10 protein-coding genes are annotated in these 13,606 nt (G+C 44.4%); 9 read left to right on the top strand and 1 reads right to left on the bottom strand.

What is annotated here, in order from left to right; genetic code table 11:
* Positions 1–151 precede the first annotated feature (151 nt).
* Positions 152–3,856 carry a phosphoribosylformylglycinamidine synthase gene (gene purL / locus AB3G73_RS09635; protein WP_148364671.1) on the bottom strand — a complete coding sequence of 1,235 codons (3,705 nt, stop codon included), beginning with the start codon at positions 3,854–3,856 and terminating at the stop codon, positions 152–154.
* A gap of 258 nt (positions 3,857–4,114) precedes the next feature.
* Between purL and AB3G73_RS09630 the strand changes: the two genes are divergently transcribed.
* The 9 genes from AB3G73_RS09630 to AB3G73_RS09590 all read left to right on the top strand — a co-directional run bounded on the left by AB3G73_RS09630 (position 4,115) and on the right by AB3G73_RS09590 (position 13,511).
* Positions 4,115–4,768 carry a LysE family translocator gene (locus AB3G73_RS09630; protein WP_008774798.1) on the top strand — a complete coding sequence of 218 codons (654 nt, stop codon included), beginning with the start codon at positions 4,115–4,117 and terminating at the stop codon, positions 4,766–4,768.
* A gap of 10 nt (positions 4,769–4,778) precedes the next feature.
* Entirely contained in the window at positions 4,779–5,324 is a 546-nt protein-coding gene (locus AB3G73_RS09625; RefSeq protein WP_008774797.1) for a DUF4924 family protein, read from the top strand.
* Entirely contained in the window at positions 5,325–6,185 is an 861-nt protein-coding gene (gene rfbD, locus AB3G73_RS09620) for a dTDP-4-dehydrorhamnose reductase (protein ID WP_004300950.1), read from the top strand.
* A 76-nt stretch (positions 6,186–6,261) separates the two neighbouring features.
* The gene (locus AB3G73_RS09615) at positions 6,262–7,836 is read left to right on the top strand and encodes a peptide chain release factor 3 (RefSeq protein WP_008025990.1); all 1,575 of its coding nucleotides are present in this window, start codon (positions 6,262–6,264) and stop codon (positions 7,834–7,836) included.
* A gap of 77 nt (positions 7,837–7,913) precedes the next feature.
* A complete protein-coding gene (locus AB3G73_RS09610; protein WP_008999793.1) occupies positions 7,914–8,504 on the top strand; it encodes an RNA polymerase sigma factor in 591 nt (196 codons plus the stop codon).
* Positions 8,505–8,514: 10 nt separating this feature from the next.
* Positions 8,515–9,354, top strand: coding sequence for a FecR family protein (locus AB3G73_RS09605; RefSeq protein ID WP_258981419.1), 840 nt, complete (start codon positions 8,515–8,517; stop codon positions 9,352–9,354).
* Positions 9,355–10,153: 799 nt separating this feature from the next.
* Positions 10,154–10,414: an OadG family protein gene (locus tag AB3G73_RS09600; RefSeq protein ID WP_148364674.1), complete on the top strand. Its 261-nt coding sequence runs from the start codon at positions 10,154–10,156 to the stop codon at positions 10,412–10,414.
* 26 nt (positions 10,415–10,440) lie between these two features.
* A complete protein-coding gene (locus AB3G73_RS09595) occupies positions 10,441–12,276 on the top strand; it encodes a biotin/lipoyl-containing protein (RefSeq protein ID WP_217721190.1) in 1,836 nt (611 codons plus the stop codon).
* Complete coding sequence (locus AB3G73_RS09590) at positions 12,276–13,511, top strand: sodium ion-translocating decarboxylase subunit beta (RefSeq protein WP_148364676.1); 1,236 nt, start codon at positions 12,276–12,278, stop codon at positions 13,509–13,511. Before AB3G73_RS09595 ends, AB3G73_RS09590 begins: the two co-directional genes overlap by 1 nt.
* The last annotated feature ends 95 nt before the right edge of the window (positions 13,512–13,606 follow it).

The raw sequence follows: 13,606 nt of genomic DNA, 5'->3' as shown, positions 1-13,606 counted from the left end.
AGAAAATAGACTATTTTATAACTATTTGTATATACTGTTTGTTTTCGGTATTTTGGTATCTATCAGAAGTCTTCCGGTAGAATGGAAAGTTCCGTAAAATAAGAGGCTGGCACTATTTAAAGTACCAGCCTCTGTAAAATATGGAAATGATTTATTTCATTTTCGCTTCCACCCACTTGCGGGCATTGACAAACGCTTCTATCCATGGAGTAACCTGATCGCTGTTCTTGCGGTCGGCCGGATAGCAACCGTTCTGCCATGGGAAGATGGAACGTTCCAAGTGAGGCATGATAGCCAAGTGGCGTCCGTCTGCGCTGGCCAGTGCTGCGATAGAATAATCGGAACCGTTCGGATTGCCCGGATATTCATCATAGCTATACTTCGCTACTACATTATATTTATCTTCGTCATATGGCAAAGAGAATTTTCCTTCTCCGTGAGCTACCCAGATACCCAGTTTGCTTCCACTTAAAGAGCCGAACATCACACTGCGGTTAGTCGGGATAGTAAGACCAAGGAAGCGTGATTCGAATTTGTGTGAATTGTTATGTAGCATTTTTCCTTTCTTCTTCAGTTCCGGGTTGATAAGATTGAGTTCCATCATCAGCTGGCAACCGTTGCAGACACCCAATGACAATGTATCTTCGCGTGCATAAAATTTATCCAATGCTTCTTTAGCTTTCGGGTTGAACAGGAATGCGCCTGCCCATCCTTTAGCAGAACCCAATACGTCGGAGTTAGAGAAACCGCCACAATAGACGATCATGTTTACATCTTCCAATGTTTCGCGTCCGCTGATGAGGTCGGTCATCGTCACGTCTTTCACGTCGAAACCTGCCAGGTAGAGTGAGTAAGCCATTTCGCGTTCGCCATTCGTACCTTTCTCACGGATGATAGCTGCACGGATACCGCTTGGAGTGCGACGGTCCGGAGTGATACCATATTGAGAAAGCTTGCCTTTGAATTCCGGCATGAAAGCGAATTCAACGGGCTGCATCTTGTAGTTCTCGAAACGTGCTTTAGCACAACCGTTCATAGATTGTTTGCGGTCGAGCAGGTAAGAAGAAGAATACCACACATCACGCATATAGTCGATACCGAATTGGTAAGTAGCTCCGTCTTTAGATACCAGGATGTGACGTTCATCAGTCGGTTTACCCAACTTCATATAGCCTACGCCGGCATCTTCCAGAATCTTCTTCACTTCATCCTTATGCTTGTCGCTGATCTGGATAACGATACCCGGATTTTCAGCAAACAGAATCTTAACGATATCCTGTTCTTTCATCTTGTCGAGGCTGATTTCCATACCGCCTTCTACATTAGAGAAGCACATTTCGAGCAATGTAGTGATCAAACCACCGGCAGAGATATCGTGTCCTGCAAGAATCAATCCTTTGTTGACAAGTTCCTGTACGGCAAGGAAAGCATCACGGAAATATTCGGCATCTTGTACGCAAGGTACTTCGTCACCAACTTTACCCAGAGATTGTGCAAAAGCCGAACCACCCAGTTTCAGTTCATCGAAGCTGAAGTCAATATGATAAAGCGTAGTCTTTTCATTGTTAACCAATACCGGAGATACCACTTTCTTCACGTCGGAAACTTCACCACCGGCAGAAACAATCACAGTTCCCGGAGAAATCACTTTCTCGCCGTTCGGATACTTCTGTGTCATAGACAGAGAGTCTTTTCCGGTAGGAACATTGATCTGCAGCGCGCAACAGAAATCGCTTAAAGCTTTTACAGCTGTGTAAAGACGGGCATCTTCACCTTCTTGAGAGCGGCAAGGCCACATCCAGTTGGCAGACAGTGAAATGCTATCCATACCTTCCGCCATTGGAGCCCAAACAAGATTGGTCAGCGCTTCGGATACAGAAAGAATAGAGCCGGCAGCCGGATCAGCCAATGCTGCTTGCGGAGCATGTCCGATAGAGGTAGCGATACCTTTCTCGCCACGGTAGTCGAGTGCTACGACACCGCAGTCGCTCAACGGCAACTGAAGTTCACCCTGACATTGCTGACGAGCCACTTTGCCTGTAACCGAACGGTCTACCTTGTTTGTCAACCAGTCTTTGCAGGCTACAGCTTCAAGCTGCAATACATTCGTCAGATATTCATGTAGTTTAGACAATTCGTATTTCGGCATTTCATAATGACGTTCTACGGTCTTGTCTACCATATAGGTTTTGGGAGAAGAACCGAACATCTGTTCTACGGCAAGGTCGAACGGACGTACACCGTCAGCCTGTTGGAAAGCGAAACGATGATCGCCGGTTGTTTCACCGACTACGTACATTGGAGCGCGTTCGCGTTCGGCAATCTTACGTACATGTTCAATAGCCTCTTCTTTAATCAGCAGACCCATACGTTCCTGACTTTCGTTAGCGATGATTTCTTTGGCAGACAAAGTCTTGTCGCCGATAGGCAACTTGCTCATATCGATCAAACCACCACATTCTTCCACGAGTTCGGACAGACAGTTTACGTGTCCGGCAGATCCGTGGTCATGGATAGAAACCACCGGATTCACCTCTTCTTCACAAAGAGCGCGTACTACGTTATTGGCACGTTTTTGCATTTCTGCGTTGGCACGTTGCACGGCATTCAACTCGATGCCACTGCTGTAACGACCGGTATCAACAGAAGATACGGAACCGCCACCCAGTCCGATACGGTAGTTGTCACCACCGATAACCACTACTTTGTTTCCAGCTTCCGGTGTGCCTTTCAGGCAGTCACGTTGTGTACCGTAACCAACACCACCGGCAAGCATGATTACTTTGTCGTAACCATAAACTTCTTTGTTTTCTGTATGTTCGAAAGTCAGTACCGAACCGCAGATCAGCGGTTGGCCGAACTTGTTACCGAAGTCGGAAGCACCATTGGATGCTTTGATTAGAATCTGTTCCGGAGTCTGGTATAGCCATTTGCGTACCGGAAGAATCTCTTCCCATTCGCGTCCTTCTTCTGTGCGTGGATAAGAAGTCATGTAGACTGCAGTACCTGCAATCGGCCATGAACCTTTACCACCACCCATACGGTCGCGGATTTCGCCGCCGGTACCGGTAGAAGCACCATTGAATGGCTCAACAGTAGTAGGGAAGTTATGAGTTTCCGCTTTCAGTGAGATAACACTCTTGATGTCCTTTACTTGGAAGAAATCAGGTTTTGAATGATCTGCCGGAGCAAACTGTTCCACAACCGGACCTTCAGCGAAGGCTACGTTATCTTTATAAGCAGAGATTATTTTATTCGGATTTTCCTGTGTAGTCTTTTTAATCATCTGGAACAGGGAAGATTCCTGCTCTACGCCGTCGATGATAAACGTTCCGCCGAAAATTTTGTGGCGGCAGTGTTCGGAGTTGATTTGTGCGAAACCGAATACTTCAGAGTCGGTCAGCTTCCGTCCGAGGTCCTTTTCTACTTTCTTCAGGTAGTCCATTTCTTCTTTGGAAAGAGCCAAACCTTCTTTTTCGTTGTACACTTCGAGATCTTCAATGTAGATGATCGGTTCCGGCTGACGGTTTGTCGTGAATACGTTTTGGTCGAGTCCTTTGTACATGCGTTGGAGCATCGGGTCGTAATCGGCATTTTCGTCCTTAACAGGGAAGTACTCCTCGATGCGGCTTATGCCTTCGAGCCCCATGTTTTGGGTGATTTCTACAGCGTTTGTACTCCAGGGAGTGATCATTTCGCGGCGTGGGCCAACGAAACAGCCTTTCAGGTTTTCTTCACTTTCCATCACGGCTTCGCCAAAAAGCCAGCAGAGTTTATTACTTTCGTCAGGGGTGAGCTGATGGTTGCTCTCTACGGCAATCACGCTCTTGGAAGGGGTTCTGAAAAAAAGAATCATGTTGTATATTTACGATTTTACGATTTACGATTTTACGATTGAAGTTCCTGCAGGAGAAACTCTTCTCTTTTTCTGTGGCGCAAAGATAATCAATTTCGTTGGTGGTAGGAAAAAAATAGAGAATAAATTCCTATACCTTATTTAATATGTTTATTTTCGATGTACGTTTTACTTATTATCGCTATATATAGTGATTCTTGTGTGGAAAAAACGTTAATATACTATCCCCATATCACAAAAAAGTGCGATATTTGCGACATGATTCAGATAGAGACAATATTCGATATATTAGTGAAAGGCTTTATTATTGGCGTTGTTGTGTCCGCACCCCTCGGTCCGGTGGGCGTATTATGCATCCAGAGGACTTTGAATAAGGGGCGTTGGTATGGATTTGTAACAGGTCTGGGAGCCTCTTTGAGCGATATAGCATACGCTTTGCTCACCGGCTACGGGATGAGCTTTGTGTTCGATTATATTAATAAGAATATTTTCTATCTGCAATTATTGGGGAGCATCATGCTACTCCTTTTTGGTATATATACCTTTCGTAGCAACCCGGTGCAGTCCATTCGTCCGGCTTCCTCCAGCAAAGGTTCTTATTTCCATAACTTTATTACCGCATTTTTCGTCACTCTCTCCAATCCCTTGATAATCTTTCTGTTTATCGGACTTTTCGCCCGTTTTGCCTTTGTGCAGCCGGGGGTTCTGGTGTTCGAAGAGATTACAGGATATGTTGCTATTGCTATAGGGGCATTGACCTGGTGGTTGGGGATTACTTACTTTGTGAACAAAGTGCGCACTAAATTCAACTTGCGTGGTATCTGGATACTGAATCGTGTTGTAGGAAGTATTGTAATGCTGGTATCCCTTGCCGGACTGATTTTTACTTTGTTGGGAGAATCACTTTATTAAGAGATAACTTATGAATCAGATAGCACAACAACTGAAAGAGAAGAATATTGCCGAGTACCTTATATATATGTGGCAAGAGGAAGACTTGATCCGCGCCAATCATTGTGAACCGGAAGAGATGGAGGTAAATATAATTGCCCGTTATCCGGCAGATCAGCAGCCTGCCATGAGAGAATGGTATACCAACCTGATTACGATGATGAGTGAGGAAGGAGTACGGGAAAAAGGTCATTTGCAGATTAATAAGAATGTGATTATCAATCTGACAGAATTGCATAACGCATTGGCTTCTTCTCCTAAATTTCCTTTTTACAGTGCCGCCTATTTCAAGGCATTGCCGTTTATAGTAGAATTACGGAATAAAAACGGCAAGAAAGACGAGCCCGAATTGGAGACCTGTTTTGAGGCGTTGTATGGAGTGCTCCTGCTTCGTCTTCAAAAAAAGCCTATCAGTGAAGGTACTGCTAAGGCAGTGGAAGCTATCACTAGTTTCCTTTCTATGTTGGCAAACTATTATGATAAAGACCGTAAAGGTGAATTAAAACTGGATGAATAAATGAGAATTTTGGTAACGGGTGCCAACGGTCAGCTTGGCAATGAGATGCAGGTGCTTGCAAAAGAGAACCCGCAACATACGTATTATTTCACGGATGTAGAGGAGCTTAACATCTGTGACAAGCAAGCCGTTTGGGCTTATATCGCAGAGAAGCGGATTGAGCTTGTCGTGAACTGTGCCGCATATACGGCCGTAGATAAAGCGGAAGATAATTCGGAACTAGCCTATCAATTGAATTGCGAAGCACCGAAACAATTGGCAAGTGCGGCACAATTCAACGGAGCCGCCATGATACAGGTATCTACCGATTATGTCTTTGACGGTACTGCACACACTCCGTATACGGAGGATTGCGACCCTTGTCCGGACTCCGTATACGGCACCACCAAACTGGAAGGAGAATATGACGTGATGAATTATTGCGAGAAAGCAGTCGTAATCCGTACTGCATGGCTTTATTCCACTTTCGGCAATAATTTTGTGAAGACAATGATCCGTCTTGGAAAAGAGCGTGACAGTCTGGGAGTTGTTTTCGACCAGATCGGAACCCCGACTTATGCTAATGACCTGGCACGTGCCATCTATACCATTATAAATAAAGGTATAGTCCGCGGCATCTACCATTTCAGCAATGAAGGCGTTTGTTCCTGGTATGATTTCACAGTGGCTATTCATCGCTTGGCAGGAATAACCTCCTGCAAAGTGAAACCTCTGCATACAGCCGAATATCCTGCAAAGGCCAACCGTCCGGCATACTCTGTACTTGATAAAACAAAAATAAAAACAACATTTGGCATCGAAATCCCCCATTGGGAGGAAAGTCTCCAACGATGCCTGGAGAAATTGGAAATTAAAAATTGAGAGTTGAGAAATAAAAAAGAAACCACTTTGAGTATCATTTTTTAATTTCCAATTTTCAATTCTCAATTTAATAACTATGGCAGATAATACAGAAATTTTGAGACGGCGAACGTTCGCCATTATTGCGCATCCGGATGCCGGTAAGACATCATTGACGGAAAAGCTATTGCTTTTCGGTGGTCAGATACAGGTAGCAGGTGCTGTAAAGAGTAATAAGATAAAGAAGACGGCTACGTCCGACTGGATGGAAATCGAGAAACAACGTGGTATTTCGGTAACGACTTCCGTGATGGAGTTCGACTATCGGGATTATAAAATCAACATTCTCGATACTCCGGGTCACCAGGACTTTGCTGAAGATACATACCGCACACTGACTGCTGTAGACAGTGTTATCATCGTTGTAGACGGTGCGAAGGGGGTGGAAACGCAGACGCGTAAACTGATGGAGGTATGCCGCATGAGAAAGACTCCGGTAATAATCTTCGTCAACAAAATGGACCGTGAAGGAAAAGATCCGTTCGACTTGCTCGATGAACTCGAAGAAGAACTGATGATTCAGGTTCGTCCCTTGTCTTGGCCGATAGAGCAGGGAGCACGTTTCAAAGGAGTATACAACATCTACGAACAGAAACTGGACTTGTACCAGCCATCCAAACAGATGGTAACGGAAAAAGTGGCAGTCGATATTCATACGGAAGAACTGGATCAGCAGATTGGCAAGCCATTGGCAGACAAGCTGCGTGGTGATCTGGAACTGATCGAAGGTGTTTATCCCGAATTTGATTCGGAATCCTATCTCGCAGGAGATTGTGCACCTGTATTCTTCGGATCAGCGTTGAACAACTTCGGTGTGCAAGAGTTGCTGAACTGTTTCGTGGAGATAGCTCCCAGTCCTCGTCCCGTACAGGCAGAAGAGCGTGAAGTGAATCCCGACGAACCGAAATTCACCGGATTCATCTTTAAGATCACAGCCAATATTGATCCCAATCACCGTTCTTGTGTGGCATTCTGTAAGATTTGCTCCGGCAAGTTTGTCCGCAATGCTCCCTATGTGCACGTTCGTCATGGAAAGACCATGCGTTTTTCATCGCCCACCCAATTTATGGCACAGCGTAAAACAACGATTGACGAAGCCTATGCAGGAGATATTATCGGTCTGCCGGATAATGGTACCTTTAAGATTGGCGATACGCTGACAGAAGGTGAAATGCTTCATTTCCGCGGATTGCCGAGCTTCTCGCCGGAGATGTTCAAGTATATTGAAAATGCCGATCCGATGAAGCAGAAACAGTTGGCGAAAGGTATCGATCAGTTGATGGATGAAGGTGTGGCACAGTTGTTTGTCAATCAGTTCAATGGCCGTAAGATTATCGGTACGGTGGGACAGTTGCAGTTTGAGGTCATTCAGTACCGTTTGTTGAATGAATACAATGCGTCCTGTCGCTGGGAACCGGTAAGTCTTTATAAAGCCTGTTGGGTAGAAAGCGATGATCCCGCAGAACTGGAAGCCTTCAAGAAACGTAAATACCAGTATATGGCAAAGGATAGAGAAGGGCGCGATGTGTTCCTGGCAGACTCCGGTTATGTACTTCAGATGGCGCAGATGGACTTTAAACACATCAAATTCCACTTTACAAGTGAGTTTTAAAACATATTCCGTTGATTTTAACTAAAAAATCAGGTAAAAAAAGGAAAAACATATCTCATATAAATGAGTGAATAGAAATGAAGACACTATCCTGGGATAAAATTCAGCAAGGGGATGAAGAGGCATTCCGGCAGCTTTATGAGCAATATGCAGATTTACTGTATGGATATGGCATGAAGATAGCCGGTGATGAGACTCTGGTAACCGAGGCGATACAGTCGTTGTTTGTTTACATCTTTGAGAAAAGAGAAACTTGCGCGGCTCCTCAATCCATACCCGCTTACTTATGTGTTTCGTTGAGACACATGATAGTGAACGAACTGAAAAAGGAGAATAGTGGCTCATTAAAATCACTGGATGAAGTAGGCACAAATGAATATCAGTTTGATCTGGAGATTGATATTGAAACTGCTATTATCCGTTCAGAGTTAGAAAAAGAACAGCTAGAAGTTTTGCAGAAAGAGCTGAACAATTTGACAAAGCAACAGCGGGAGGTATTGTATCTTAAGTACTATAAGAAGATGAGTCCGGAAGAAATAGCCCAGGTGATGGGACTCACTTCACGTACGGTTTACAATACTACTCATATGGCTATCTCCAGTTTGCGGGAGCGTATGAGCAAATCTTTCTTGTTGTTGGTAGCAGCTAATTTGTGGATTTTTAATTGAGGTGTGAGATATGGAAAAGTGGACAGAATCTTTAGATAAATACTTAGAAGAAGGAAAACTTCCTCTGGTTGGCGAAATCTTTTCTCGTAAAAAAGAAATAGGTGATAAGCTGAAGTTGCAACGTGAGGAGAGCCATAAGATCGCCTTAAGCCGGAGAAGAAAGCAAGGTACGGGAAGAAGTTTCTCTTTTTCATGGGGAGCGGCAGCGGCAGTTGTCCTTCTTTTGGGGATAGGCGGTTACTTCCTGGCAGAAGAAAAGGTGGTGACTGATAATACGGCTATGAACTATGAATTTCCAGATGGCAGCACTGTGCAGGTGATGGAAAATTCCCGCCTGACTTACAATCATATCACATGGCTTTGGGAGCGCAAATTGCAACTGTTGGGTAAAGCCTCTTTTAATGTAACCAAAGGCAAGACATTCACCGTCCGTACAGAAGCCGGCGACGTGACCGTACTGGGAACGAAATTCCTCATCGATCAGCAGGGAAAGAAGATGACCGTCAACTGTGAGGAAGGAAGCGTGAAAGTCGAGACTGCTGTAGGTAAGCGTACATTGCTTGCCGGAGAAAGCGTGCATTGCGATGAGAACAAGATTGTGCCGGTAGAGAAAAAGGCAGAAGAATCGGAGTTCCCCGAGGTGTTGGGGTATGAAGACGATCCGCTGATAAATGTAGTGGCAGATATTGAACATATATTTAAGGTAACAGTCGTCGGGCACGAGAAGTGCGAGGGATTGACCTACAACGGGACGGTTTTGACGAAAGACCTGAACGCCACACTGGAAAAAGTCTTCGGCTCGTGTGGAGTCAGTTATCAAATTCGAGGGAAAGAAATTATTTTGCAATAAAAAAAGCCTCTTCTGGATAGTCAGGAGAGGCTTTTTTGTTTTTCTTCAAATTTTCTTCATTTTTTCTTGGTAAAAAACAAACGGATGCTTCTCTTTCTAATATAAGAGCTATTTAATGATGTTTGAAAAAAACGGTAGAATTAATTAGAAGATTAAATGTTGTAGAAGGAATTATCCGGCCATCTTCCTTATTAGGAATAAAGGCCGGAGCTCAAAACAAACAATAGAAAGCCTTGTAGTGAATAACAAGCTAAATTCAGAACAAACAATATTTCGAAAAGAAAACAAACTAGGGCTCAAAGCAAACAATAGACAGTGGGCAGATGAAAAATTCCTGCTGGAGACGTAGGTCAGAAATGGTTCCCTCACCAGGGTTATATGAGCTTTAGAAGGCTTGTTTTTCCCGATCAAACAAGTTGGCTTAAAAGGGTTTTTCAACTAGACTGCTACGCTAATTAAAAGAATGAAAGCCGTGATGGTGCATGAGAGGTTTAACAAGACCGGTTTTATCTGGTAATTTAATAGGTTAAGAAGAGGGTATGAAACCAGATGAGGGCTAAACCGGTTTATCATTGAGTATTTTTATTTAATAATTGTTTTATCAGAGTGTGAGAGAAAGTTGAGGGGCTTTCTCTCACATTTTTTTGTAATAAGTTTCTGCTCATAAATACCCTGATTATCAATCAGAGAAATGACAGTTTTATACATTATATTCCTTTCTTAATTTATTTTATAATAAAAATTTGGTATTTTCGAACGCTTTTTAGACGAACAACTTAAATTACTAATAGTTTATTATATGGAAAATATCGAAACAGCGATCCTGCTGATGGTGGTCGGAATGGCTACCGTGTTTGTTATTCTGCTGATTGTGATTTATTTAGGTAAGTTGTTGATTACATTGGTCAACAAGTACGCCCCCGAAGAAGTGGTTCCTGTGAAGCGGGAAGCACCGCGAGGTCCTACACCTGTTCCGGGAAATATTTTAGCAGCCATTACTGCTGCTGTGAATGTAGTGACACAGGGTAAAGGAAAAATCACTAAAGTAGAAAAATTATAAATCTATAAAGAATATCACTGAAAGACATGAAAAGAGAAGTAAAGTTTAGCTTGGTTTTCCGAGATATGTGGCAATCAGCCGGAAAATACGTACCTCGTGTAGACCAACTCGTAAAGGTAGCTCCGGCCATCATTGAAATGGGTTGTTTCGCCCGTGTAGAAACAAACGGCGGAGGTTTTGAACAGGTAAATTTATTGTTTGGTGAAAACCCGAATACAGCCGTGCGCGAATGGACAAAACCGTTCCATGAAGCCGGTATTCAAACCCATATGCTCGACCGCGCACTGAACGGACTCCGTATGAGCCCCGTTCCGGCAGACGTCCGCAAATTATTCTACAAAGTAAAGAAAGCACAAGGAACAGACATTACCCGTACGTTCTGCGGATTGAACGATGTGCGTAATATCGCTCCTTCCATCACATACGCAAAGGAAGCAGGCATGATTTCACAATGCTCGCTTTGTATCACTCATTCGCCTATTCATACGGTAGAGTACTATACCAATATGGCACTGGAACTCATCAAACTGGGTGCAGACGAAATCTGTATCAAAGATATGGCAGGTATCGGCCGTCCCGTATCATTAGGTAAGATTGTAGCCAATATCAAGGCAGCACATCCTGAAATCCCTGTTCAGTATCATAGCCATGCAGGTCCCGGATTCAATATGGCAAGCATCCTCGAAGTATGCGAAGCAGGTTGCGATTACATCGATGTGGGTATGGAACCACTCTCATGGGGAACTGGTCATGCTGATTTGCTTAGTGTACAAGCCATGCTGAAAGATGCCGGATATCAAGTGCCTGAAATTAATATGGAAGCCTACATGAAAGTGCGTGGCATGATTCAGGAATTTATGGACGACTTTCTCGGCCTGTATATCAGCCCGAAAAACCGCCTGATGAACTCCTTGCTGATTGCTCCCGGACTTCCCGGCGGTATGATGGGTAGTCTGATGGCCGACCTCGAATCCAATCTGGAATCTATCAATAAATATAAGGCAAAACACAATCTGCCGTTTATGACACAAGATCAGCTTCTCATCAAGCTGTTTGACGAAGTGGCTTACGTATGGCCTCGTGTCGGTTATCCTCCATTGGTGACTCCGTTCAGTCAATATGTGAAGAACCTTGCCATGATGAACGTGATGGCGATGGAAAAAGGGAAAGACCGTTGGGGAATGATTGCCGATGACATTTGGGACATGATTCTGGGTAAAGCCGGACGTTTGCCGGGCAAACTTGCTCCGGAAATCATTGAAAAGGCGGAACGTGAAGGCCGCAAGTTCTTCGAAGGCGATCCACAGAACAACTATCCGGATGCTCTTGATAAATATCGCAAACTGATGAAAGAGAACAAATGGGAAGCCGGACAGGACGACGAAGAACTCTTCGAATATGCGATGCACCCGGCTCAATACGAAGCCTACAAGAGTGGCAAAGCTAAAGAAGACTTCCTCGAAGACGTGGCAAAACGCCGTGCCGAAAAAGATAAATCACCGGAAGAAGATGTCAAACCGAAGACACTGACCGTACAGGTAGACGGACAGGCTTATCGTGTCACTGTAGCTTATGGTGATACCGAGCTTCCTGCTACTCCTGCGAGTGCTGCCGCTGCTCCGGCAGGCGAAGGCAAAGAGGTGGTTTCTCCGTTGGAAGGCAAGTTCTTCTTGGTGAAAAATGCACAAGAAACTGCTTTGCAAGTAGGCGACACGGTGAAAGAAGGAGACGTAATCTGCTATGTAGAAGCGATGAAAACCTACAATGCGATTCGCGCTGAATTTGGCGGCACAGTGACTGCTATCTGTGCCAACCCGGGAGATGCTGTTTCAGAAGATGATGTATTAATGAGGATAGGATAATGAACGAAATATTTGAGAACTTATATGACATGACTGCGTTCAGCAATATCATTGCCGAACCGCAGTTCCTGATAATGTATGCCATCGCGTTCATCCTGCTCTATCTCGGAATTAAGAAACAGTATGAACCGTTGTTGCTTGTGCCTATCGCTTTCGGTGTGTTGCTTGCCAACTTCCCCGGAGGAGATATGGGTGTGATTCAGGCTGATGAGAATGGTATGATTATGGTGAACGGAGTGATGAAGAACATCTGGGAAATGCCTCTGCATGACATTGCCCACGAACTCGGCATCATGAACTTTATTTACTATATGCTGATTAAGACAGGTTTCCTGCCTCCGATCATCTTCATGGGTGTCGGTGCGTTGACGGACTTCGGACCGATGTTGCGTAACCTGCGTCTTTCTATTTTCGGTGCAGCCGCACAGTTGGGTATCTTTACCGTGCTGTTGGTGGCTATCCTGATGGGATTCACTCCGAAAGAAGCTGCCTCTCTGGGAATTATCGGTGGTGCGGATGGGCCGACGGCTATCTTTACCACCATCAAACTTGCTCCGCATTTGCTGGGTCCTATTGCCATTGCAGCTTACTCATACATGGCACTCGTTCCGGTGATTATTCCGCTGGTAGTGAAGCTGTTCTGTACGAAGAAAGAGTTGAGTATTAACATGAAAGAGCAAGAAAAGATGTATCCCTCAAAGACGGAAATCAAGAATCTGCGTGTATTGAAGATTATCTTCCCGATTGTGGTAACTACCGTTGTGGCCCTCTTCGTGCCAAGTGCTGTGCCATTGATCGGAATGCTGATGTTCGGTAACCTGGTGAAAGAGATCGGAACCAATACATTCCGTTTGTTCGATGCTGCTTCCAATAGTATCATGAATGCAGCTACTATCTTCCTCGGATTGTCTGTAGGGGCAACAATGACTGCCGAAGCATTCCTCAACTGGACAACAATCGGTATCGTGATCGGTGGATTCCTTGCATTTGCACTTTCTATAACCGGTGGTATTTTCTTTGTGAAACTAGTGAATCTTTTCTCGAAGAAGAAAATCAATCCGCTTATCGGTGCAACCGGTTTGAGTGCTGTTCCGATGGCAAGCCGCGTAGCCAATGAAATAGCTTTGAAGTACGATCCGAAGAATCACGTATTGCAATACTGCATGGCAAGCAACATCTCCGGCGTAATCGGTTCTGCCGTAGCCGCGGGTGTGTTAATTTCCTTCCTTGCGTAGTCAATATAGCTGACCTTATATACAATAATCCGGAGATATGGGTATTGCCCATTTTCCGGATTTTTTATTATATACTGCTTTATGAATGCAGATTT

The sequence above is a fragment of the Bacteroides sp. L008 genome (genome assembly GCF_040812255.1).
GTDB classification, from domain to species: Bacteria; Bacteroidota; Bacteroidia; order Bacteroidales; family Bacteroidaceae; genus Bacteroides; species Bacteroides vicugnae.
Note: the sequence above shows the minus strand (reverse complement) of the source record. Positions and strands in the feature narration are given on the sequence as shown.